This is a genomic window from Parabacteroides sp. AF27-14 (assembly GCF_003635425.1).
Lineage (GTDB): Bacteria > Bacteroidota > Bacteroidia > Bacteroidales > Tannerellaceae > Parabacteroides > Parabacteroides distasonis.
In genome coordinates this window covers 1-23,531 of sequence record NZ_QTLZ01000018.1, presented here as the reverse complement: position 1 = coordinate 23,531, position 23,531 = coordinate 1, and the positions used below count along the sequence as shown (strand labels likewise).

20 protein-coding genes and 4 pseudogenes are annotated in these 23,531 nt (G+C 47.3%); all 24 read right to left on the bottom strand.

All coding sequences use genetic code 11. The annotated features are described in order from the left end of the window. Nucleotides 1–20 precede the first annotated feature (20 nt). Complete coding sequence (locus DWY79_RS16430) at nucleotides 21–1,112, bottom strand: ABC transporter permease (protein WP_008771944.1); 1,092 nt, start codon at nucleotides 1,110–1,112, stop codon at nucleotides 21–23. 3 nt (nucleotides 1,113–1,115) lie between these two features. Next, a complete protein-coding gene (locus DWY79_RS16425; RefSeq protein ID WP_122369794.1) occupies nucleotides 1,116–2,201 on the bottom strand; it encodes an ABC transporter permease in 1,086 nt (361 codons plus the stop codon). Between the two features lie 3 nt (nucleotides 2,202–2,204). Continuing rightward, nucleotides 2,205–2,939 carry an ABC transporter ATP-binding protein gene (locus DWY79_RS16420; RefSeq protein ID WP_122369792.1) on the bottom strand — a complete coding sequence of 245 codons (735 nt, stop codon included), beginning with the start codon at nucleotides 2,937–2,939 and terminating at the stop codon, nucleotides 2,205–2,207. Nucleotides 2,940–2,983: 44 nt separating this feature from the next. Further along, entirely contained in the window at nucleotides 2,984–3,904 is a 921-nt protein-coding gene (locus DWY79_RS16415) for an ABC transporter ATP-binding protein (RefSeq protein WP_008771941.1), read from the bottom strand. Next, entirely contained in the window at nucleotides 3,882–4,772 is an 891-nt protein-coding gene (locus tag DWY79_RS16410; protein ID WP_005856439.1) for an HlyD family secretion protein, read from the bottom strand. The genes DWY79_RS16415 and DWY79_RS16410 overlap by 23 nt, the downstream gene beginning before the upstream one ends. Before the next feature lie 27 nt (nucleotides 4,773–4,799). Next, on the bottom strand, nucleotides 4,800–6,086 hold the full coding sequence (locus DWY79_RS16405; protein ID WP_122369857.1) for a TolC family protein: 1,287 nt from the start codon (nucleotides 6,084–6,086) through the stop codon (nucleotides 4,800–4,802). Nucleotides 6,087–6,123: 37 nt separating this feature from the next. Beyond that, nucleotides 6,124–6,753 carry a TetR/AcrR family transcriptional regulator gene (locus tag DWY79_RS16400; protein WP_005856435.1) on the bottom strand — a complete coding sequence of 210 codons (630 nt, stop codon included), beginning with the start codon at nucleotides 6,751–6,753 and terminating at the stop codon, nucleotides 6,124–6,126. Between the two features lie 132 nt (nucleotides 6,754–6,885). Next, nucleotides 6,886–7,890 (bottom strand): glycoside hydrolase family 43 protein, encoded by a 1,005-nt coding sequence (locus DWY79_RS16395; protein WP_122369790.1) that lies wholly within the window; start codon nucleotides 7,888–7,890, stop codon nucleotides 6,886–6,888. A 39-nt stretch (nucleotides 7,891–7,929) separates the two neighbouring features. Then, entirely contained in the window at nucleotides 7,930–9,141 is a 1,212-nt protein-coding gene (locus tag DWY79_RS16390; protein WP_008771936.1) for an L-serine ammonia-lyase, read from the bottom strand. Nucleotides 9,142–9,168: 27 nt separating this feature from the next. Further along, a complete protein-coding gene (locus DWY79_RS16385) occupies nucleotides 9,169–10,305 on the bottom strand; it encodes an acyltransferase family protein (protein WP_036651084.1) in 1,137 nt (378 codons plus the stop codon). A gap of 7 nt (nucleotides 10,306–10,312) precedes the next feature. Further along, nucleotides 10,313–11,431, bottom strand: a complete 1,119-nt coding sequence (locus DWY79_RS16380) for an acyltransferase family protein (protein WP_122369788.1) — start codon at nucleotides 11,429–11,431, stop codon at nucleotides 10,313–10,315. 185 nt (nucleotides 11,432–11,616) lie between these two features. Beyond that, nucleotides 11,617–11,796: pseudogene (locus tag DWY79_RS16375) on the bottom strand (AAA family ATPase); the annotation flags it as partial. Nucleotides 11,797–12,026: 230 nt separating this feature from the next. Next, the gene (locus DWY79_RS16370) at nucleotides 12,027–12,779 is read right to left on the bottom strand and encodes a glycosyltransferase family 2 protein (protein ID WP_122369786.1); all 753 of its coding nucleotides are present in this window, start codon (nucleotides 12,777–12,779) and stop codon (nucleotides 12,027–12,029) included. A 15-nt stretch (nucleotides 12,780–12,794) separates the two neighbouring features. Then, nucleotides 12,795–14,252: a B12-binding domain-containing radical SAM protein gene (locus DWY79_RS16365; RefSeq protein WP_005868285.1), complete on the bottom strand. Its 1,458-nt coding sequence runs from the start codon at nucleotides 14,250–14,252 to the stop codon at nucleotides 12,795–12,797. Nucleotides 14,253–14,285: 33 nt separating this feature from the next. Continuing rightward, entirely contained in the window at nucleotides 14,286–15,404 is a 1,119-nt protein-coding gene (locus tag DWY79_RS16360) for a glycosyltransferase family 1 protein (protein WP_005868283.1), read from the bottom strand. Between the two features lie 13 nt (nucleotides 15,405–15,417). Beyond that, the gene (locus DWY79_RS16355; RefSeq protein WP_005868281.1) at nucleotides 15,418–16,449 is read right to left on the bottom strand and encodes an EpsG family protein; all 1,032 of its coding nucleotides are present in this window, start codon (nucleotides 16,447–16,449) and stop codon (nucleotides 15,418–15,420) included. Beyond that, nucleotides 16,449–17,180 (bottom strand): annotated as a pseudogene (locus DWY79_RS16350) (glycosyltransferase); the annotation flags it as partial. The gene DWY79_RS16355 and the pseudogene DWY79_RS16350, both read right to left, overlap by 1 nt. 128 nt (nucleotides 17,181–17,308) lie before the next feature. Then, nucleotides 17,309–19,237, bottom strand: a complete 1,929-nt coding sequence (locus tag DWY79_RS16345; RefSeq protein WP_008780476.1) for a hypothetical protein — start codon at nucleotides 19,235–19,237, stop codon at nucleotides 17,309–17,311. Between the two features lie 42 nt (nucleotides 19,238–19,279). Then, nucleotides 19,280–20,719: a lipopolysaccharide biosynthesis protein gene (locus DWY79_RS16340; RefSeq protein WP_008780475.1), complete on the bottom strand. Its 1,440-nt coding sequence runs from the start codon at nucleotides 20,717–20,719 to the stop codon at nucleotides 19,280–19,282. A gap of 300 nt (nucleotides 20,720–21,019) precedes the next feature. Further along, nucleotides 21,020–21,130 (bottom strand): annotated as a pseudogene (locus tag DWY79_RS23335) (DNA-binding domain-containing protein); the annotation flags it as partial. Between the two features lie 50 nt (nucleotides 21,131–21,180). Further along, the gene (locus DWY79_RS16330; protein WP_122369784.1) at nucleotides 21,181–21,825 is read right to left on the bottom strand and encodes a sugar transferase; all 645 of its coding nucleotides are present in this window, start codon (nucleotides 21,823–21,825) and stop codon (nucleotides 21,181–21,183) included. Nucleotides 21,826–21,897: 72 nt separating this feature from the next. After that, nucleotides 21,898–22,044: a hypothetical protein gene (locus DWY79_RS22800; RefSeq protein WP_005856415.1), complete on the bottom strand. Its 147-nt coding sequence runs from the start codon at nucleotides 22,042–22,044 to the stop codon at nucleotides 21,898–21,900. A 555-nt stretch (nucleotides 22,045–22,599) separates the two neighbouring features. Next, the gene (locus DWY79_RS16320) at nucleotides 22,600–22,989 is read right to left on the bottom strand and encodes a hypothetical protein (protein ID WP_122115058.1); all 390 of its coding nucleotides are present in this window, start codon (nucleotides 22,987–22,989) and stop codon (nucleotides 22,600–22,602) included. A gap of 40 nt (nucleotides 22,990–23,029) precedes the next feature. Continuing rightward, nucleotides 23,030–23,531, bottom strand: a pseudogene (locus tag DWY79_RS16315) (transcriptional regulator); the annotation flags it as partial.

The window sequence follows — 23,531 nt, the reverse complement described above, 5'->3', positions numbered from 1 at the left end:
AGAAAACATTTATTTCCGAACTACCCCTTTTTACGATAACTAATTACCGCTAACAGATTAAAAAAAACAGCAAATAGACAGACAATCACAAAATGTCCCCGTAAATCGGCAAAGCCGCTCCCCTTTAAATAGACCATACGCATCACCTCCACGAAATAACGCACCGGGTTCGCCAGCGTGATCTTCTGCGCCCATTCCGGCATACTGCTGATCGGCGTGAACAATCCGCTTAGCAAGGCGAAAATGATCAAGAAGAAAAACGCCGTAAGCATCGCTTGTTGCTGTGTGGACGAAAAGGATGAGATCGCCAAGCCAAATCCCGTAAAAGCGATCAAATATACGGCGGCGAACAAATAGATCACCCCGAAACTCCCCTCCGGCACCAAGCCGTAGATCAGCCAAGCGATGAGGATCGCCACCGTCAGCAGGACAAAGCCTATCACCCAGAAAGGGATCAGTTTCGACAGCAGGAACAGGGACTTGGGTACGGGCGAGACGTTTATCTGCTCGATCGTCCCTTTCTCCTTCTCGCTCACGATATTCAAGGCGGAGATCGATCCCCCGATAATCGTCAGCAAGAATACCATGATGCCGGGAACCATATAGATCTTGTAACTCAAGTGGGGATTGAACAGGTTAATCGAAGCCACTCCCCTGCCCGATCCCATAGAGGCGAAACCTTTCTCCCTATTGAAATCCTGTATAATCGAGGAGAGGTAGGAGCTACCCAAGCCGCCCTTGGTTCCGTTCACGGCGTTAGCGGCGATCATCACGTCCGCCCTGCCCTCCTTCCCCAAGTCCCGCTCGAAATCAGAGGGGATTTCCAGAATGATATCGGACTCATTGCTCTCCACCGAGGTCAGCGCCTCGTCGTAACGATCCGACCGGTCTGTCAGGCGGAAATATCCGGAGGATAGTACCTTATCTACCAATTGCATGGAGGTGACGGAATGATCGTTGTCCACGATGCTAAGGTTAATATTTCGCATCTCGAAATTAGCGGCGAAAGGCAAGATGATCAACTGCATGATCGGGATGATGAAGATAATCTTCGGCATGAACCGGTCCCGACGGATCTGCTTGAACTCTTTCTCTAACAAATATCGTAACATAGCTTATAATCGTATTTTAAAACGTTTCACACTCAAGAATACCAGCACGACCGCCATGAACGACAGTATCCCGATCTCCTTCAAGATCGACACGGCGGGAAGCCCCTTGATCATCACGTCCTTCACGGCGATGATATACCATTTGGCCGGAACGATATGGGAGAACCATTGCAGGATATCCGGCATATTCTCTATCGGGAACATCATGCCGCTCAACAACATGATCGGAAGCATCAAGGCGATACCGCTGATCAACATAGCCGCCTGCTGGGTATCGGCTACCGTGGAGATCAGCAGGCCCAGGCAGAGGGATACAATCGCGTACAGGATGGACACGGAAACCAGCAACAGCAGGCTGCCTTTTATCGGAACGTCCAGCAGGAAATAGGATAGCAGCAAGATCGTAGCGATATTCACCATACTCAGCAATAGGTATGGAATCGCCTTGGCCAGAATGATGTAGATGGGTTTCAACGGGGAGACCAGCAGGACTTCCATCGTTCCCATCTCCTTCTCTTTCACGATGCCGATCGAGGTCATCATGGCACATATAAGGATCAAGATCAAACCCATCACGCCGGGCACGAAGTTGTAGGCGCCTTTCATTTGAGGGTTGTAGAGCAAAGAGGTAACCGGGGTCACGGCTTTACCCTCAACCGCCGACTCTCCTTTCAACTGCTCCGCAATGATCGCCGAGCAATAGGCGATTAGCTGCGTGGCCTCGTTCGGATCGGTAGCGTCCGCCAAGACTTGTACTTGGGCATCGGCCGTGGAAGCGTATTGAGGGGGAAAGACAACTATGACGTGTACCTTTCCTTGCCGAAACAAGGCCCCGGCATCCTCATAGCTATCGACGGTCGTATACAGCTCGAAGTACTCGCTGGCATTCAAGCGGTCGGCCATCTTCAGTGTCAGCTCATCCCGGCTTTGGTCGAAAATAGCGATCGGCACACGCTTGATCTCGGTCGTGATGGCATATCCGAACAAGATGATCAGGATGACGGGCATGAGCAAGAGGATCATTGTCGTGCGTGCGTCCCTGAAAATGTGATAGAACTCCTTTCTAACAAAGGATATAAATTGTTTCATCGTTTATTCTCCTCTCGTTGCTTTTCGAGCCAAGGCGTGAAAGACTTGGTTCATATTCGTTGTCTTAAAATCCCGCTTCAAGGCGGAGGGACTGTCTAACGCTTCGATCTTTCCGTCTACCATGATGGAGACACGGTTACAATACTCCGCCTCATCCATATAATGGGTGGTGACGAAGATCGTAATCCCCCGGGCGGCGGCCTCATAGATCAACTCCCAGAACTGGCGGCGGGTGACGGGATCGACGCCTCCGGTAGGCTCATCCAAGAAAACGATCTTGGGCTCATGGATGATCGCCACGGAGAAGGATAGCTTCTGTTTCCAGCCCAAGGGCAGGGAATCGACCAAGGTGTTCCGCTCCTTTTCCAGCCCGAGGATATCCAGCAACTCATCCGTTTTCTGGGACAGCTGCCGTTTAGACAAGCCGTAGATACCGCCGAAAAGACGGATATTCTCCCATACCTTTAGATCGCCGTATAGGGAGAATTTCTGGCTCATGTATCCGATATTCCGTTTGATGGACTCGCTCTCCCGGTAGACATCGAAACCGGCTACCCGGGCCTCGCCGGATGTCGGGATGGATAGGCCGCAGAGCATACGCATGGCTGTGGTCTTCCCTGCCCCGTTTGCCCCGAGGAAGCCGAATATCTCGCCCGGCTCCACCTCGAAACTGATATGATCGACGGCGGTGAAGGTACCGAAACGTTTGGTCAGTTGTTTTACTTCTATCGCTTTCATTTTTTATCCTTATTTCATAATTACAATGCCGCATTTCCCCTCTCTTACAAGGCCATGAAACAATCCTCAACGCTTGGCTCAAGGCGTTCGATGCTTACGTCCGCGTAACCTTTGCCTTTCAGATATTCCTGTAATCGCCTCATGACATCCTCCCCATCCCTCCTCAACGTAAGATGATGAGCATCTCCAAAAGCGAAACACGAGTTTGTATCCGGGAACTCCCGCAAGTCTCCCAACAACTTATACATCGACGCGCATCGCACCGCGTATAGCCGCCTATCGAATGAGGTACGGATACCTACCGGCGTATCGATAGACAGGCATTCCCCAGAACGCACCAAAGCGATACGGTCGCAACGGGAGGCCTCATCCATATAAGGCGTAGAGACAAGTATCGTAATGCCTTGCCGTTTCAGACGATCCAGCATATCCCAGAACTCAGAGCGGGAGACAGGATCGACCCCCGTCGTAGGCTCATCCAAGAACAAGACATCCGGACGATGGATCAAGGCGCAACTCAAAGCCAGCTTCTGCTTCATACCACCGGACAGCTTCCCCGCCCGCCGATGCTTGAACGGCTCTATCTGACTATAGATATCCCGTACCAGATCGTAGTTCTCCTCGATCGTCGTATTGAAGACCGTAGCGAAGAAGTTCAAGTTCTCCTCTACTGTCAGGTCTTGGTAGAGCGAGAAGCGGCCGGGCATATATCCTACCCGCCGACGGATCTCCTTCAAGTCTTTCACCACGTCCAAGCCGCAGACAGAGGCGGTACCGCTATCGGCCAGCAACAACGTGGTCAGGATACGAAACAGGGTGGTCTTTCCCGCCCCATCCGGACCGATTAACCCGAACAACTCACCGGAGCCGATCTCCAGCGACAGATCCCGCAGGGCCTCGACATCGCCATAACGCTTGGTGATATGATTTATATGAATCTCGTTATTCATATTTAATCTCCCCATATTGCCCGATCTTCAGATAACCATCGTTGCGGACGGCGATCTTGATGGCATATACCAAATTAGCCCGTTCGTCCTTCGTCTGGATACCTTTCGGGGTAAACTCGGATTTATCGGAGATCCACGTGATCGTACCGGGGTATTCCCGGCGATCATTCCCATAGTCGGCGAAGACCTTGAGAGATTGCCCTAGTTTCAGGTGGGATAACTGATCCGCCGTCACATAGGCACGGAGATAAAGCAAGTCCGTATCGGCGATCTTGTAAAGCGGTTTGCCTGCCGCCGTCACCTCTCCCGGTTCGGCGTATTTCACCAATACCGTACCGGTCTGGGGATTGAGGATACGGCTTTTCATCAGTTGATCATCCAATTGCATGATCTGGTATTGCAGGCCCTCCGCCTCGGCGTCGGCACCTCCCGTCGTCTTGCTTAAGGAGGAGTATTGGGCATCCAGTTGTTTCTGGAGATATTTGATGTTATTCACGATATCGTCCAGTTGCTTTTGGTTACCCGCTTTGGCGCGCACCAAATTCTCTTGTCGCTGCTGCTCGGTCTTGGCCGTGGCGATTTGTTGTTCCAAGACAGCGATCTGCTTACGGATATCCGGCTTGCGAATATCTACTGAGCGAAGGCTGGCAGAGAGTTGCATCTTCCGCAGAAAAAGCTGGGTGCTATCCACGTAACCCACGATGGCGCCGGCATCCAAGCGATCGCCCTCCTCGATATTCAGTTCCATGATCTTACCGTTGGCTTCCGAAGATACCAAGATCTCGGTTGCCTCAAAGGTACCGGAAGCGTCAAAATCATTGTCTGTATTACCGCAAGCCGTCCATAGAAGGCTGCATAAGCTGATAAAAATCAAATGTCTCATAAATCAATTGTATTTGTCATACTCTATTTAATTCGTTGTATACATATAATTATAAATGGTCATCAAGCGCTGTACACGATGCGCCGCGGCGGTTTGCCGGGCCATGTCCTCGGCGTTGATCTCCCGGATTAGGTCCGTGACGGAAATCACGCCATTCTCCAGCTTCACCTCCGCCGCCTGCTTGATGCTTGTTCTCAGACGGATGATATCGTCATCGGCACGCATCAGGTCCGTCATTTTCTTTATCTCTGTGTTTTGTTGCAAAAGTTGCAGGCGGGTATTGAACAAGAAGGTCTCCCGCTGCACATCGATCTGGCGACGGCTTACCTCGATCTTCCTCCGGTCGTTCTTCAGCGTGTACAACTTCCCCAGATTCCAAGAAAGACGGACACCGGCCACATAATAAGGCTCGAAACTATCCTCCAGCATGTTCAAGCCCGGCCGTCCGTAACCACCTTGTACGAAAGCTCCGATACGAGGCATCAAGCCCGCCGTTACCTGCTTGTTTTGCGTCTCGATCCATTCGCTCTTAGCATCCAAGGCCCGTAATTCCGGACGGTTGATTTGCGTGGACAATGAACGCTCGGGTGACTCCGGAGTCTTCAAGACGACTTGATCCGTCAGCGGTTTATTGATAAAGGTCGCCAACATCTGCCGATATGCCGTGCGAGACGCCCTTAGCTCAATCTCATTTTGGCGGGTATTCAGCAATTCCACTTCCATACTTTCCAGATCCGATTGATTCGCCACGCCATTGTCCATCATCGCCTTGATACGCTCGATATTGACCTGCAACTCCTTTTGAAGCAAAGCGTTCTGACGTATCAACTCGTCTTGCAGCAGGCAACCGAAGTAGATTTGATTCACCCGGTCGTTCAGCGCATACAACTCACTTTCCAATTGCTCCCGGTTGGCGATCGCCTCGGCACGAGTCAAGGCACGGGCCGAACGGGTGCTACCGCCGTCCCAAATCGTCTGGTCCACCTGCGCCACGACTTGATACTGATCCTTGCTCAAGCTAGGGATCTCAAAGCCGGGAAGAAGCGAGGAGATCTTATCGCCATCCAAAGGCAACTTCGTCACGTCGCTCTGATAGCTTGCCTTACCGCTTACCGAAAGCTGGGGAAGCCAAGCCTTGCCCACATTACTCAAGCTATAACGCTCCGTCTGATCGATCAAACCCATTTGATGAATCTGCGGATAATTCGCCCTCGCCCACTCGTAACATTGGGTGATCGTGACCGATTCCTGTCCGCTAACCCTTCCGGTATAACCCAACAGGCTAATTAACAATAATACATATACACCTCTCATATACTCTATGATATGTTTATTAAATTGAACAAATCCATCATCTGGCATCCGGGACCATCAGCTGGGTTATTACCTCGACGATCAAATCCCTGCGCCTATCCATATATTCCTCAAACCGCCCCATATCGTTATCCAAAAAAGCCGCCGCTAGTGGCTTGCGGATCAACAACGGGAAGACCACTAGGCTCACCAAGGTCGAAACCAAATCTATGACCGGCATCTTCCGTAGAAGCCCCTTGTCCATCTCCTCCTCTATCTGACGACGAAGACGCAAGATGGGCTGTATTTTTTTCGGATCTTTCAGCACGGTCTGGAATAAACGTTCTGGATCTCTGTTTAACTCGCCCACCACAAAATTCGGGAACATCGGGTTTGCACGAACAATTCCCATATACAGATCAACGATCACCGGCATTTTCTCCAGCATCGTACTCTTCTCATCCAAAACCCGATCGATGTTCGGCAACAATGAAGAAAGCAATTGCCCGAAAATAGCGTCGAACAGAATCTCTTTCGTCCTATAATAATAATGTAAGGCCGTCCTGCCAATACCCACTTCTGCCGCCACGTCACTCATAGTAGCCGCCTCGTACCCCTTTCGGACAAACACTCGCTTCGCCGCTTCTATGATGCGAGGCTCCATCTCATTCATGTCTTTCGCTTCCATAATTAAATGTTATTTTTTGTTTTGTCACTATCGTTTGTCATTATAGTTTGACACATGCGTCAAAAGTAGTATAAAAAAATTACATAGCAAATAAAACCTAAGTTTTCTTGCTATGTAATCCTTCTTAAATAATTATTGGATCGTGCGAGCCTCAACTCCTTCGGTCGTAATCTCCACAGGATTGATCAATCCCTCCTCGTTAAACGTCATCTTCTCAATACAAGTCTCCCGGTGGTCACGTGTCTTGACCCCGGCCGGCCGGCGATGGTACACGATGTAGTAATCTTCCGAATTCGGCACATGCATGATCGAGTGGTGACCCGCTCCGTTGGCGATATCGAAATTTTGCCGCAAGACCTCCCCGATACGATTGAACGGGCCAAAAGGAGAATCGGAGATGGCGTAAGCGACCTTGTAATCCGGTCCGGTCCAGCCACCCTCACTCCACATGAAGTAATATTTACCATTCTTCTTAAACATAAACGGGCCTTCCACGTAATCCTTGGGAGTTACCTCTTTATAAATCGTTCCGTCCTCGAACGGTATAAGTCCGGTAAAGTCTTTATTCAAGCGTACCATGTTGCAGTGTTTCCAACCACCGTAATACATATAATACTCATCATTGTCAGTGTCGTGGAAAACAAACTGGTCGATCGGCTGCGCCCCATTCACGATCTCGTTGATCAGCGGCTTACCCAGCAAATCCTTATAAGGCCCTTCCGGACGATCGCTCACGGCAACACCGATACCTCCGATCTCTCCCTCGTGCACGTCATTCGCCCCAAAGAAAAGATAATACTTACCGTCCTTGTTGATTACCGAAGGAGCCCACATAGCGATCTTCGCCCATTTCACCTCTGCCGTATCAAGAATGGCGGTATGCTTGGTCCAATTCACCAAATCCTTGGAAGAGAAGCAATCGAAGAAGGTTTGCTTCTCATATAAATCACTCGTAGTCGGGTAAATCCAATAGGTATCCCCGTAAATAATTCCCTCCGGATCGGCGTACCAACCCTCGAATACAGGATTACCACTCTTCGCTACCTCTTCATTTGGAGCCTGTTTAGGGCCACCACAGGACATCAAGGCACCGGCCATCAATACAGTGTAAAACAGGCTTTTCTTTCCGTTTATCATCAATAGTAGATTATTTATTAGTAAATCAAATAGTATCTTTTAATTATTCGAGTTCTCCATGTTCTTCGCCAAACCACCTTCCGAGGTCTCCTTATAAAGACTGGGCAAATCATTACCTGTCTGGCGCATCACCTCAACCACCTGATCAAAACTTACCCGGTGTTTTCCGTCGGAGAAGTTCGAGAACGTATTCGCGTCAAGCGCACGGGCAGCGGCAAAAGCGTTTCGCTCGATACAAGGGATTTGCACCAAGCCACAAACAGGATCGCAAGTCAATCCCAAGTGATGCTCCAATCCCATCTCGGCGGCATACTCGATCTGTGCGGGCGTACCACCAAACAACTGACTGGCGGCAGCGGCAGCCATAGCGCAAGCCACGCCAACCTCACCTTGGCAACCTACCTCTGCCCCCGATACGGAGGCATTCGTACGCACCACATTTCCAAACAAGCCTGCCGTAGCCAACGCACGCAATATACGGGAATCACGGAACTCACGCGTCTCCTTCAAGTGATAAAGGACCGCAGGCATTACACCGCAAGAACCACAAGTCGGAGCGGTCACGATCTTCCCACCGCACGCGTTCTCCTCAGACACCGCCAAGGCATAGGCATACACCATTCCCCGGCTCTTGATACTGCTGCCATAGCCTTTCGCACGGATCATATAATCGGAAGCCTTACGACGAATGCCCAAACCTCCCGGCAAGATGCCTTCCGCTTCCAGACCACGACGAACCGCATCCTGCATCACTTCCCATACCTCAGCCAGATAATCCCAGATAGAAGGGCCTTCGTGCTGCTCGACATATTCCCAATAGGAATGGCCAGTCTTCTCACACCAAGCCTGTATCTCCTTGATCGTATGCATATCGTATACTTGCTCTGTCCTCAACTCATTGAAAGACTCGTTCGCCAAGGTTCCCCCGCCGATACTATATACGGTCCACGTATCCAGCTCCTCGCCACTCTCATTATACGACTCGAACAACATCCCATTCGGATGGAACGGCAAGAAAGTCTTGGGTTCCCAAGTAATATTTGTCTTCGCGACCGGCTGTAATACCTCAAGAATAGCTGCGTCCGTCATATGGCCTTTTCCCGTAGCCGCCAGACTACCATATAAGGTTACGTTAAAACGAACAGCGCCCCGGTTACGTTCCAAGAACATTTGTGCCGCACGCATCGGCCCCATAGTATGACTGCTTGAAGGGCCATGACCCATCCGGTATATTTGTTTGATTGATTCCATCTTTCTTCGATCTAAGTTTTCTTGTTTCTATACTTTAAGGAAAATATTATGTTTATAAAACGCATACAAAAGTACATAAATTACCGATACATTGCACATGGCAATGAGCACCGGATAATAATTTCCTAAATATTGCTGGGTTCCGAAAAACAAGGATTCGCCGATACACCTAAAACTTACCACGTTAGTAAGCATATAAGCCAGTATTGAATTCATGCCGTACACTTTCAGCCAAGTCGTATACTTTCGATGCCCTTTATAGTCGATCCAATAATAGAACAACCCCATAAGCAAGAAACAGTACCCACTGCTCACCAATACCATCGAACTGGTCCACAGTTTCTTAATAACGGGAAGCTCGATACCCCAAAGCCATCCGGCGATAACCATACCCAGACCAATACCGAATAACATCCGTAATTTGAGCCGCTCGGAATATAATTTGTTCTTTAGGATATATCCGGCGAACAACCCGGTCAACACGGTTACCCCGAAATTCAAGCTGCTCAGTATCCATGTATAACGATACCAAGTAGCGAATATCACCTCCCCGTTCTCCACCGTCGCCCCATCCCGGAAACGTCCCAGTACGGTGCGGTCGATCCATTCGGCTAAATTACTATCCGGTGTGTACGAACCTCCCCCATAGTTACCGACTGTAATAAACTCCATCGCTCCCCAAAAGATTAATAAAAGAGCCGCCGCTATACCGATCTGTACCCGTATCCTTACATGCAAGAATAACAAAGAAGCAATCAAATACCCCATAGCGATCGACTGCAAAGTATTTGAATACAGATAAACCCGGTCTGGGTCCAAAGCCAATAAATTACCTTGGCACATCATACCGAAGACCCAAAGCAGTAGCACCCGTTTCCCGATCCGCCGATATACCGCCATCTTATCGGGCATATCCTTATAACGAGACAAAGAGAAAGGCATGGAAACTCCCGCCATGAATAAAAATAAGGGCATCACGAGATCCCACGTAGAGAATCCCTCCCATTCCACATGCGAGAATCCCCACATAAAAGAATTAAACCAAGGCATATCGATCGCATGGGCCAGCGGATGCAACACCATCTCCAACACCACTAAGCAAAAAAGGTCGAAGCCACGGAGTACGTCCAATGACTCCAACCGATTTAATTTCTTCTTCTCCATCCGTTTATTATACTTTCAAGAAAATACGTTGGCGATATAAGAAATACAAGAATCCCCAACAAACAGCGATATATGCGATAGCGCTAACCAAAGGCTGGGCGGTCTCGGGCATCAACTTCTCCAACCCTCCGAATATAGCCTCGGAAGTATAGGAGAAACGGATGAAACGCTGCGCCAAATAGATCGTAATAGAGTTCATGCCGATCACGGTAAAAAACAAAGTCCATTTACGCCACCCCAATACATCTATGATATAGAAGAACAAAGCAAACATCCAAACGGAATAAGCACCTACTACACAGACAAAAGAGCTTGTCCATAGCTTCTTATTGACCGGAAAGACCAAGCTCCATAACAAGCCGACGATCAACAATACAGCTCCCGCTCCTACTAAACAAAGCACTTTCTTTCTGTCGGTCAGCCCCTCTTTCCCTAACTTAATCCATTCACCAGTGAACATACCCAACATTGCCGTAGCAATTGCGGGGACGGTGGAGAATAAACCCTCCGGATCAAAAACAGTCTCGTGCAAACGTCCGGGAAGAAACAGGCGGTCAATATACCCCACCAAATTTCCCTCGAGCGTGAACGGCCCCGCTCCACCGGCGTCCGGCACAGGCACAAAAGCCATCACCAGCCAATAGCCAACCAAGATAAGAGCCGTTATCCCCGCACGCGCTTTCCAACCGAAACGGACAAACAACAAGGCTGCGAACATCCATCCCAACCCGATACGCGCCAGCACACTCGCACAACGCAGGTGGTCAAATTCAAACGACAATAGCCCGTTATATACCAATCCCAAGAAAACTAAGGTAATCCCCCGACGGACGATCTTCTTGTAAATCGCCCCTTCCGTCATACCTTTTCCTCGTTGCTTCTCTAGTGAGAACGGAAACGAGATACCCGCAATAAAGAGGAACAATGGGAAGATCGTGTCGTGATGCGCCAATCCGTTCCATTCCACATGTTCCATCTGCCCGGCTATCGCCTGAAAAAAAGGATTCGGAAACAATGTCGCCAAAGCGACAAATAAAGAAGCACCGCCCATAATAAAGAGCATGTCAAAACCCCTAAGGGCATCCAATGATTGCAACCGCTGGGGTTGTTGTTTTTGTTTTTCCATATAATCTATTTACATTTAAAGTCAACACAAATATACTCAAACTCACTTACATACGAATGGGGTTTGACATAAAAGACGCTCCTAATCTTTCCCCTCGCATTTAGCCTCCAGTTTTTCAGCGTACGCCTCTTTCCTCATCAGATATAGATGAATAAAAAGGAGTTATAAAGTTCAGAAAACCATAGCGCTTCTAACGTAGATATCAATAAACTTTTCCCAAAACGGCGAGGACGACTCAGAAAGTAAGGCTTACCTTTCGTCACCAATTGGTAAATCAAGGCAGTCTTATCCACATATAAATAGTTCTCATTCCGAATATTTTCGAAACTCTGTATTCCTATCGGTAATTTACGCATAGTCGTCATAACCTTTTTTCTTACCACACCTGTTGTTGAACAAAGATAGAACTTTTTTCCGGAACAAGTCTCCGATTATAGTTTTCATTCTATGAAATACTCAATTTTTTCTACACTAATAGAGGGCAATATTTTACTTTCCATAAGCTGGAAGTAGAATATCGCCCTCTATTTTACAAGACAGTTTGTCTATGAGTAAGCACTAGATCTAAGGCATACAAATATTTCACTGAGTAAGATCACCTCATAGCCTTAGCAAAAGCTCTAATCGCATAATGAATAAAATAATAAACAGCCTTATACACCGGCAAATCCATCTCATTTCTCAAAATGTTCCACTGCCAACGCATGGCTTTTAATTTATTCGAAGAGACCGAATGGTCACTAACTCGGTAAAGAGCCGTCACCGTATTTGTGTTCTGCGCTTTATACCCTTGCTTTAAGATAGAAAGCCAACATACATAATCCTCATGCCCAATTTCCTTGAAAAATATCTTTCCCGTCAAGGCTGAATCATACATGGCTGTCAAGCATCCTATACAATTCCCTTTCAACAACAAACGATAATCAACCTCACAAGGAGCCATTACCTCACGCCCGCATCGCTCTCCGCCTAGACTTACTTTCTCATAGTTAGAGAAAACAATAGCGACCTCGGATTTCTCGAAGACTTTTAACTGATCGCTTAGCTTATTCGGTAACCATATATCATCGCTATCCAAGAAAGCAATATACCGTCCTTTCGCTTCCTTTATTCCCATATTACGGGGTAACGTAGGCGAACCGGATGGTTTATCCGTCCGTAAATATCGAATACGGGAATCTATTCTCGCATACTTTTGAATGATTGAGAGTGAATCATCACTAGAACAATCATCCACAATAATCATCTCCCAATCCCCAAACGATTGAGCCAATACGGACTCAATCGCTTGGGATATAAAAGGAGCCGCATTATAACACGGGGTTATAATGGATACAAGAGGCAACACGTTAAATACAAATGATTATTTAAATAAATAACGTTTCAACTTAGCGAATGCCTTAAGCGAACGTTTCAAGTCTGAAGGATTACGCAAACCGACTCTCAGCCTGTGTAAAATGTAACTGGCACGTAAATAATATTTCTTCCGTGCCCTATTACAGAAATCAACCATTTCCCCTGCGGAAAGATCCGGTAAAGACAATACGGTGTTATGTGTACCATCCGGCAAACAATACTTCTCATAATCCGTCTCTATATAGTTATTTTCCCTCGCCCACTGATAAGCCTCCGTACCGGGATAAGGTATCAACGGGAAAAACTGGGCGGTATCCGTATTCAACCTTAACGCTAACCGAAGAGTCTCTTCCATGGTTTCCCGGGTTTCGCCTTGGTTACCGACCATATAACAAGCATGTATTAACAAGCCCGCCTTTTTAGCGTTGGCAACATACTGATAGAAATATTCCACCTTCGTTCCTTTCTTGATGTTATCCAATATCTGTTGGCTACCACTCTCTATACCCGGAATAATCAAACGACATCCGGCCTTTTTCATAGCCAACATCGTTTCCAAATCAAGGTCCACACGAGCATTACATAACCATTTCAGCCGTTTATTCAATTTCTTTTCCACTAACAAACGACAAATGTCCAATACTCGCTTCTTATTGGCTGTAAATGTATCATCCTCGATTACTACCTCCTTCACATCTGGGAAATTAGCGGCAATGTATTCGAACTCGGCCACCACATTCTCTGCGGATCGTGCCCGAAAAGCATGCCCATGCATCGTTTGCGGATAGACACAGAAATTACAACGGAAGGGACATCCACGCCCGGTAAATATCTGGATAGAGGGATATGTGGCAGCAGCGAAAAAGTAATCCCTCTCATTTAAATGTTCCTTGATAAATTGTGAGGCAAAAGGAAGATCATCCAAATTCTTCATCGGTGGCATATGCGCGGTTCGTACAAACTCCTTCCCGTCCCAAAAACAAAGCCCTCGAACCTCCCGCAGATCCTTTCCTGCGTCCAGAACATTCGCTAGCTCATTCACGATACAATCATATTCCCCAATAGCGACCGCATCCACCGCATTCGAATAACCCAACGTCTCTTCTGCGCAAGCCGAAGGATGAGTCCCCACAAGCACGACAAACGAGTGAGGATACAATGCCTTCAGCTTCCCGGCAAAAGCAACGTCACTTTTAATGGAAGGCGTACTTGTATCTAAAACAAACAATGAATGCTCATTATCCGTCTTCCGAATAATGTTTAAAGACCGTTCCTCATTTAACTGTTTAGCTGGAGCATCCAAAAAAGAGACATTATGTCCCTGTTTGCTTGAATACAAAGCCGCATAAATCAGCCATAGAGGATAATATAAAGCCCCACTTTTCGTAATTGCCGGACTACGGGACTCACGAGAGAATTTTCCATACTCAGCTTTGAAAGGGGGATTAATGAAATAGATGTTCATGATTTATCAAGTTTACTTATTAAGTATATAATCTTATCCTTTGGAATCCATGGATAATGAAATCAGCAAGTCATATATTTTCTTGCCCTGCTTCGTATTATCGTATCGCTCCCGAAAAGTGCTCGCTATTTCCGATAATCTGTCAAGAGATATCGGGTTCGTCAACAAGCGTTCTATCTCATTCGCCATCGCCTTGTCGTCCGTAGCCGGCTCATAATAATTCAAGAGCCCCATCGTCGTCTCGAACAAAGCCGTTTCCTTATTCGTCAATACCGGTGTACCATAGATAGCCGCCTCGATAGGGGTATATCCGAATCCCTCCATCAAGGACGGATGGATAAACAAATCCGCTTGATTGTAATACTGAGCCAAAGTCTCGTCAGAAACAGGTTTCGTTACATGGTAAATCCGGGATGAAAGGTTTTCTTCTTGGATAAAAGGTAACGCTTTTTCGGTCCAGACGGGCCTTGTCTTTCCGATGATCACCAAGGTGTGAGGAATTTTATCTTTTAGGCGATTAAACGCTCTCAGTAAGGTCATCACATTCTTGTGTTCCATCAAGGAACTGACGTACAGTAAATATTTCCCTTTAACAGGAAGCGTATCCCGTTTTTGGGGAAGTTGATCGACTACAACCCCGTTATAGATGGTATTTAGCTTTCGGGGAGAAATGAACGGATAAGTCTTGCGCACGTCCTCTCTCACGAAGTCGGAAATGACAATCGAAGCCTTGCATCTCCATAAGGCCAAGGGATAAAAGAAACGGCAAGCCCATAAGCGAAGCCCTTTATAGATTCGTAACCCCTGTAAATCATGGAGAACAAGAACCGTCTTATCCCGTCTGTGAAAACAGAAGTTCGGGGGAAATACATGAGGAACAAAAAGAACATCATGTTCTATGTTCTTTACAGTGTTCTTCCAATGTCGGAAATTCCGCAAAAGAGTCATAGGATTCCTCCCCGTATCAAAAGCGATTTCCAAACAAGGATATTCCGGAAACGTGACGTGCACATGATCGTATATCCGGGCATCACAGAGAATCGAGATATCTTTATAGCCGTTTTCTTTAAATCCGGCCAATATACGTAAACCGTATACGGTAATCGCGTTGTACGGTTGATTGCAACCGGACAGGTCAAACAATATATTCATATGATTGGATTAACTAGAAATGGAACGGTATCAGTTTTCCGTCTGGAATTGATAACACTGAATATACCTGTATCAAGACATATCCAAACAAGAGATATGCTATGATCAAACGGTTCTCTTTACGTGAGGGCAAACTGGGTAAACCTGCCAAGGTCATACATTCTACAAACCGATAGTTCAAGGAGAGGCGAGTAGCCACGATTTCTATCTGCCCAAACAATAGATAAATAGCCATATTAAATAATGCGCTCCAAAGAAAGATATTCTTTAGTCGATCATCGATCTTCATCCGAGGTACAGCGTAAACGATTAACCCCGTGATCATGACTCGATGAACCGTACTAAAAGAATAAAGAATATTTCCATTGTAAAAGTCATCCATACTATAATCCATGACCTTTTTCACCGCATACAGATCTCCTCCAATCTTGCTTATTAAAGGATCTAAGACATCGACAAACAGCAAGACAACATAAATGAACAGGAATATGAGCTGTATACCTTGCGTACAAGGTCTGCCCACAAAAAACGCAAAAGGAAGGAATACCAAAGCCGAATTATGAACCGATATGGCTAACCCTATAAATATCCAATAAAAGAACATCTTCCCCTTCCATGCGTGATAAACGGCTACACCAATAAATCCCAACGCAAGTCCCTGACGGATACCATTCATCTCATAAGACAAGAACCAGAAACCCAAGTAAATCATCAAAGACAAATATGGATTGGGGGACATCTTACGAAACACATAGTATTTCGTAAAGAAGGACAAGGAAAACACCAATACGATCAGATGAAAATAGTCTCCTCCGAACCACTTAATGATCCGGATAAGTTCAGAGAATCCCGCCTCCATGGTTTCGTCCCCATGCAGGAAAATACGTAAATAGGCATAGTAATCGGCTCCGACACCCTCGCCCCGTAATGCGCCAACGACAAAACAAAGCAATAGCAGAATGACGACAAGAGGGGTACACCGCCTTTTGTTAAGACGAATAAACGCTATGACGAAAGATAATATGGGAAGCGTATAATAAATCATCACATGGATACAGGAAATGTAACAAAGCCCATTATACGGCCTCGCAACGTATAATAATAATACTTCGTATGCCGACTCAGCAAGCAACCGCCGACCGAACGAAGTACATAATAAATAAACCTAAACAGGAAAGCGTAATGTTTACGTCCTACCACCTCTTTCTTGAACAAGGCTCCGAATCCCAACCCATAAGCATAGGCCTTAGGGATGTTAACGAATACATCCGCTATATATGGATGATTAATATAAGTGTCCCGCAGAAATATCCCGACATCTTTTTCATCAAGGATCTCCCACAGGTAGTCGCTTTCCTCACCAGATCCCCAATAGGCACCTACACCCAAACGGACATCGAAACGAGCCTCCGTCTTTCGGACAAAAATATTATTTGAAAAACAATATCTTAATGTCTTGTTACGTGAAATTAGCTCTCTCTCCGAAACCTTCCAAACCCTTCCATCAAAAGCGTCCTTGACAGCCGTGGCGACAAGAACAATATCCTTTTGCCGCTGGAAAACATCGATGACCTTCTCCAAGACATCCTCCTCGTAAAAGCAATCATCATCAGGGAAAGCGACGATCTCTCCCCGGCTATAATCCAGACCGATATTTCGGTTCAGGGAAAGCCCTTTTGCCTCGCTTCGGATATATTGGATCGTTAAGCGGGAAGCGTACTCCGCGACCATCTCCCGCAATATGAAATGCGGATTCTGGTCGACCAATATAAACTCAAAGTCTTTGTAGCTCTACCTCGCGAGAGAACCCAATAACGTTCGTACTTCTTCCGTGCGCCCATAGGTCGCGGTAATTAAAGATATCATTACGTCGTAAAATTAAGTGTATGATTCATTCCGTTCCCTTACCCGTTTAAGTGACTCAGTAATCTTTTAAGAGCCTCCACTCCGAACAAGAATACTCTATTTATATATCTATAACCCATCGTTGTCCTGAGAGTAAAATAGACGGATCCTCTACGCCAATTAACTGTATGTCGCTTCAATTCCATAGGCGACAATCTTTTTACGATATAGGCGTAGTGGCCCTTTTTGCTATTTACCCTTATCGCACGTAGGGCTTTCAAATAAGAATATACAGGTCGTTGGCTGAAATAAGCGAGCGATTGGGTCGCAAGCGCAAGTGTTGCGGGTAAATGCAGGTATAAATAATTCCTCATGAATAAACGGGTAAACAAAGCGACGGTCTCCTCGTGACAGGTCATGAGATCCCGTGTATCGCCCTCCTTTTCTCCATTTTCAAATACGGGCCGTACTCGCCCGTCATCTTCAAGATAAGCGATCGTCCGCTTATGTGGAGAAACGGAAAAATACTGTTCGAGAATACTACCCAACTCATCACTGATGTATCGTAAAGACGAACTGAGGCGCATACGCTCCGCGTAATATAAGGCATGGTAGTCTCCTGCCTCCTGGATCGGTTTCCGTTCATCCACCACCTCCAGATAATACCCTTCCGCTGGCCTGAATCCCCCTTGTCTCAAAATAGCGTTTATCGCTTGTTGGCAAGAACGTGTACCCCGGATATCTACCACGACCGTCTTGTGAATCGGATCCGCCAATCCCTCTTGTATGAAGTATCTCAAAATAAGGTCTCTTTGCGTGTCATGATAACGAGACAATATCGCCAACACCTCCGGATTGGCGAACAGCTCTTCTCCTTTTCCGCTTCCACTTCCACTTCGCATGACGCATTCCACCTCATGCCATGTCTCTGAGGTGATGAAGTTCCCTAATATGTCAAGCTCAGTTTCATCCGTAAAACCGAACATTGTCTTTCTCAAAGACAACAGGCTATCCGGAGTGATCGCCGGCAACCCGGGTAAATACAAGGATGAGCGGGATACATAAAGATACTTCATACGCAAGCCGGGAAATTCACCTTCCAACTCTTTCGCTATCCGATAAAGGATATAGCCATCACGTGCGAGGAAAAAGAGGCTTCTGATCCCCCTGCTGACGGCATCTCGCAAGACATGATAAACGAAGGCCACATATAGCGGGGCTATCAAGTCCGCAGCGAAAGCGTAACGCGGCTCGTCAGGAAACGCAAGCCGTACGGCCCTCGATAAACCAGCCAGGTGCTGGTTGACGAAAAAGCCGGGGAAATAATCCTGCCGTACCAAGAAACGCTCATATACGGAATACACATGATGAATAAGCGAGGCCTTGATCCCCATACGACGCGGTATGCGATAATCGCTATGCCGGTTATCTCCCCAATGATACCAATCCTTGAAGCGTAGTCCGTTTTCTGCCGCTATATGCTTATACAGGTTTCCCGTATGCTTGGTTTTCCCACAAGCCGAGGAGACATATAGCTTATCCCCTTCCCGCCAAAAGCCATGCTCGATCAGCAATTCCGACAAGAACGTTCGCGGCAGATACATATCTGAGATATAATAAACGCTATGCCCTTCCCGATGCAGCGTTTTTATCTTCTCCCGGATGGCATACACGGGAACCAATTGCTCCCGCTCTACCTGCATCTCCAAACGTGCGATCTCAGTCTTTGATTGGGCGGTCAACGCCATGAAGTCACAACAAACGTAAATAGCCTCCAGCGTTATTTCCTCTACCTGAGACAAGGCACGGGCTTTCCGCTCCCCTTTAACCCGTTCCAACGCAAAATCAGCCCGTGCGCTCTCGTCGCTATTCGCTCCAAGAACACGATAAGCCAGAAGATCAAATACGTTACGAGGGGCACCGCAAGCCCGGATAAAGCAGGTGTCGAATAGATCGAATGAATAAATCACACGTGTATTCCTTTTCATAAATCAATGCGTGATGGTATAAATCATATATCAAAGAGATTGTTATTTTCTCTTTTTGATCATGTCAATCAAGTAGTGTATTTCCTCGGACCGAGTTAATAAGGAGATACCCGTATAGAGGACACATCCAAGTGGTACGCCCAAGGCGATCCGCAAAATATCCGAATCAACTGCGTAGTTCAATAGATAGACGACACCACCCATCGACAGAGCCCGCAACAAGATAGGTACCAAGACACGCATCTCGTTTTTGAACGTAATAGCCGGAAGGAGTCTTCGGGTGTATAGCGTAATGACATACAAATCAATGATACAATAAATCACCCAACCTACGCAGAGCACTACCAGCCCCATGAAGAGGGTGGAGAACAAGATGGTAAACGCAATGATCTTCTTGAAGATCTCCGACTTCATGTAATAATCACTCCTATGCTTCACGTTCAATATCTGCCAGTTCAAACCGGAAAGAGGTTGCCAGATCCATCCAAAACAGAGTATTTGGATCAAAGGGACCACATCCAGCCATTTCTCCATCAACAGCAATCTCACTAACGGTTCGGCTAACGCGGCGAGTCCCGTCATCAGCGGAAAAACAATGAAGGCATTGAGACGGACAAACCGATAAAAGGTATGCCGTAACGCCTCGTTGTCGTTCTGCAACTCACACTCAATAGGATAGGCCACGCGAGAAAGCGTCTCATCGATCGAATTAGGTAGTAAGCTCGTCATCTGGACCGCCTGACTATATAATCCCGTCAAGGCCGGTGAGTAAAACTTACCGACCAACAAATAACTCCCATTCATATACAACGTATGCAAGACTCGTGTTATCAGGATTTTCGAGCCAAACTTAAAGAAATACCGGAACGAGCGGCGGGAGAACACGAGCGAGGGCATCCAGCCCGCCGATACCCAAAGTAACGCCACGTTGAGCAGGTTTTGCAGCAAGGCCTGCCAGACCAACGTCCACACCCCGAATCCCCGATAGGCCATCCAGACACCCGTCCCGCCGCTCACCGAGATGGCTACTAACGAGATCCACGCCTGCCGATGGAAATCCATTGCGATGTTCAGTTTCGCCTGTTGCACCGTCCGGAACGAGTTGATCACGAAGATCAAGCCCATCCATACTGTCAGCTCCTCCAGTAACGGCTCCCCATAGAACCCAGCGATCAGCGGAGACAGTAAGAACAACACGCCATAGATCGCCGCCGCCACTCCGATGTTGAACCAGAAGGTGGTCGAGAAATCCACCTCCGTCCGATCCCGTTTCTGGATCAGAGCTTCCACGAAGCCGGAGTCCACGAAGATCTGCGCCACCACGAGAAAGATCGTCAGCATCGCCACCAGCCCATAGTCGGCCGGCGACAACTGCCTAGCGATCAATATGGAGAAAAAGACCATGAGGCCCTGGCGGGCGAACTTCTCAACCGCACTCCATGCAACACCTCGTATCGCCTTATTTTTTATGGATTCCGACATATATTATGTTTTGACAATTAATAGAATTCTAAAAGCAAGCATCCAACCCCTATGGCCATACCTCTTAGCCCCAGTGTTCACTGGGGGTTGAGAAGTACCATAAGATTGGATTAATTTGTAAATTATTTGATTTTAACACAAAATTTCTTGTGTCATGAGTTCATAATCCCTTCGACCTTCCGCAATCAAACTGTCAATTCATTTAAAACAGATATTTCTCTTTTAAACGCTATTAACCATAGCTTTAGATCCTCGCATGAAGTTGTATTGGGCTTGCAACACGCAAAAGCAAGACACCGGCACGTCATCCAAAGTTAAACTTCCAGCCGAAGCCAGTAACAAGATCTTGTCTGTCTTGTTGTCGGTGGTCACCGAATTGTCGATGAGCCAGCCTTTCAATACTTTCTTCATGGTATTTTGACTTAAAGGGGGGCGAAATCACCATTCCCTGCTTTCTTTGTCTAGAATTTCTTCCCGAACGCAATGTTCAAGAACGTCTTCACCAATATCTTGAAATCGAACCACCACGAGCGGTGCTCCAGATAGAACAAGTCATAGCGTAATCGACGAAGCATCTTCTCCAGCGTATCCGTATAGCCGTTGTAGAGCGTGGCATACGAGGTCACCCCCGGACGGATCTGGTACAAGAAACGATAGCGGGGATCGCGTTCCATGATCTGGTCAATGTAGAACTTGCGCTCCGGACGGGGGCCGATGAAGGCCATGTCGCCGATGAAGACGTTCCACAATTGAGGCAGCTCGTCCAGATGATGCTCGCGCAGGAACTTGCCCACACGGGTCATGCGGGGATCCGTACCTCCCTTGTAAAGGGCAGGACCAAACTTCTCAGCGTCCAAACGCATGCTACGGAACTTATAAATGTTGAACGGGCGACCGAAACGACCGATACGCTCCTGCTTGAAAATGGCAGGACCGCCATCCTCGCGCCTTACGGCGATGTAACAGATCAAGAACAAAGGGGAGAATACGACCAAGGCGATAAAGGCCAAAAGGCAGTCCCCTATACGCTTCACGTTACGCTCGAAGGCGTTCATCCCATCTGAGATAAAATCAGTAGATTTTCCAAAACTCTCTTCTAAAATCATGGCTAGTTAATTAGTCGATGAAGGCAGGCACGAGGTTAAAACTTAATCTCATTTGCATAGCCCATCCTTAAATTATTTCTTTCCTCCGTTCATTTCCTCCTCTTTCTTATAATCGATATACCGCTCCAAGGCCTCACGTGCCAGACGGCGGAAAAGTTCCTCGTCCGACAGATGGTCCCAAAGGAGATCTACCAAACGATAGTAAACGCTAAAGTGCATGTCCTTGCCTTTTTAAAAGAATTGTAAGTGTCACTGCCAATGCCTCCGCTTACGCGGATAATGGACTTGGTCAGTCTGGTGACTTGTAAAACCGTGGCGATGTAATCGCCCAAACGGGGAAATGATTGTCTGTGATACATGTCTGGTTTGTTATTATTTTTATACATCTATGTCCTTATGGATAGGCCCTAGTAATGCAAGTAATGCAAGTAATGCAGCACCTGTTTCCCACACACGTGCGTACATTATATAAAACAAGATATAGAACAAGAATTTTACACTAAACGATCGCAAACAAGGCATGGAACAATCCGGATGAGAAACGCTGGATAGCCGTATGAAAGTTTGATTCGACATATATAATGTACACGTGCGTGTGTGGGAAAAAGGTGCTGCATTACTTGCATTACTTGCACCTGTTTTCCCCGGCATCGGTTCCATCCCGCACGTATATCGGCATCGACTCACGCCTACGTTCGTATAGGCCTACACCGATATACGTGTGGGGCGACGTCGATATACGTGTAAAACGATGCCCTTATACGTATGCCACACTCATACGGTCTCGCTTAGCAATGGCAATCCCTCCACCTCTCTCTTATGCCAGCCTTGGTAATCAGACAGGGAAAAACCGGGGACGGTCAATTGCTTGTAATCCTTATCGTCTCTTCGCAAGATGTGCTTGCGGGCATACGAGCGGAGCGAACGATCCGTCACGGATACCATCACCACAGGAAACGGGTAGCCGAGCAAGCGCATCGGTGTAACCTCGCTGTCCGGGAACGCACGTCGCAACTGATAGGCTGAGTACTCGAACGCCACCCAGTAAGGACCCGTGCAATACAAATGGATGGAAGCAGTGTTCGTTCGCTCGCGGCTCATGATATCACCCAAATGCTCGTTCAGCAACGCCACCAAACGAACGCCAGAAGGAAGGGAAGACATTTCTTTTTGATTTATGATTTTTGATTTAAACTGTCAACTGTCAACTGATTTCGTGTTTCAGCCAGCGATCGCAATCGTCCAGCCGGCGGATCAAGGATAACTTGCTTTTCTTGGGCGAGGACTCACCCCGCCACGGATCCACCACCTCATGCGCCATCTGCCGGTAAAGGGCGCTGTCCGTGCAACCGTAGAGCGTCACCAGCAACAAGGCACGGGATTGCGGAGCTTTCACCACCGGGAGCATACCACGCATCGTGTCATGTAAACGTATGAACTCCTCCTCATCGCCCAACAACTTGTAGGCAGAAAGAAGCAATGAGTAGATCTTGCAACGCATCACGTCCGTCTCCGCACGGAGCGAACCGTAGGATCTCAACACCTCACGGGCCAAACGAGTATCCTCCTCTGATACGCTGCCGGAGGCATGGTAACGTCCCAAGGCATCGTGCAAACCCTCCCGCAGACGGTCGTTATCCAGATGGGTATAGACGTGCTTGCCCTTGGTGTTCAGCTCGATCAGCTCATACTCGCCCGGCTTCACC

What these genes read in the sequence shown, in the direction of transcription:
- DWY79_RS16430 (WP_008771944.1), bottom strand. Translation starts at nt 1,112, where the DNA reads ATGTTACGATATTTGTTAGAGAAAGAGTTCAAGCAGATCCGTCGGGAC.
- DWY79_RS16425 (WP_122369794.1), bottom strand. Translation starts at nt 2,201, where the DNA reads ATGAAACAATTTATATCCTTTGTTAGAAAGGAGTTCTATCACATTTTC.
- DWY79_RS16420 (WP_122369792.1), bottom strand. Translation starts at nt 2,939, where the DNA reads ATGAAAGCGATAGAAGTAAAACAACTGACCAAACGTTTCGGTACCTTC.
- DWY79_RS16415 (WP_008771941.1), bottom strand. Translation starts at nt 3,904, where the DNA reads ATGGGGAGATTAAATATGAATAACGAGATTCATATAAATCATATCACC.
- DWY79_RS16410 (WP_005856439.1), bottom strand. Translation starts at nt 4,772, where the DNA reads ATGAGACATTTGATTTTTATCAGCTTATGCAGCCTTCTATGGACGGCT.
- DWY79_RS16405 (WP_122369857.1), bottom strand. Translation starts at nt 6,086, where the DNA reads ATGAGAGGTGTATATGTATTATTGTTAATTAGCCTGTTGGGTTATACC.
- DWY79_RS16400 (WP_005856435.1), bottom strand. Translation starts at nt 6,753, where the DNA reads ATGGAAGCGAAAGACATGAATGAGATGGAGCCTCGCATCATAGAAGCG.
- DWY79_RS16395 (WP_122369790.1), bottom strand. Translation starts at nt 7,890, where the DNA reads ATGATAAACGGAAAGAAAAGCCTGTTTTACACTGTATTGATGGCCGGT.
- DWY79_RS16390 (WP_008771936.1), bottom strand. Translation starts at nt 9,141, where the DNA reads ATGGAATCAATCAAACAAATATACCGGATGGGTCATGGCCCTTCAAGC.
- DWY79_RS16385 (WP_036651084.1), bottom strand. Translation starts at nt 10,305, where the DNA reads ATGGAGAAGAAGAAATTAAATCGGTTGGAGTCATTGGACGTACTCCGT.
- DWY79_RS16380 (WP_122369788.1), bottom strand. Translation starts at nt 11,431, where the DNA reads ATGGAAAAACAAAAACAACAACCCCAGCGGTTGCAATCATTGGATGCC.
- DWY79_RS16365 (WP_005868285.1), bottom strand. Translation starts at nt 14,252, where the DNA reads ATGAACATCTATTTCATTAATCCCCCTTTCAAAGCTGAGTATGGAAAA.
- DWY79_RS16360 (WP_005868283.1), bottom strand. Translation starts at nt 15,404, where the DNA reads ATGAATATATTGTTTGACCTGTCCGGTTGCAATCAACCGTACAACGCG.
- DWY79_RS16355 (WP_005868281.1), bottom strand. Translation starts at nt 16,449, where the DNA reads ATGATTTATTATACGCTTCCCATATTATCTTTCGTCATAGCGTTTATT.
- DWY79_RS16345 (WP_008780476.1), bottom strand. Translation starts at nt 19,237, where the DNA reads ATGAAAAGGAATACACGTGTGATTTATTCATTCGATCTATTCGACACC.
- DWY79_RS16340 (WP_008780475.1), bottom strand. Translation starts at nt 20,719, where the DNA reads ATGTCGGAATCCATAAAAAATAAGGCGATACGAGGTGTTGCATGGAGT.
- DWY79_RS16330 (WP_122369784.1), bottom strand. Translation starts at nt 21,825, where the DNA reads ATGATTTTAGAAGAGAGTTTTGGAAAATCTACTGATTTTATCTCAGAT.
- DWY79_RS22800 (WP_005856415.1), bottom strand. Translation starts at nt 22,044, where the DNA reads ATGCACTTTAGCGTTTACTATCGTTTGGTAGATCTCCTTTGGGACCAT.
- DWY79_RS16320 (WP_122115058.1), bottom strand. Translation starts at nt 22,989, where the DNA reads ATGTCTTCCCTTCCTTCTGGCGTTCGTTTGGTGGCGTTGCTGAACGAG.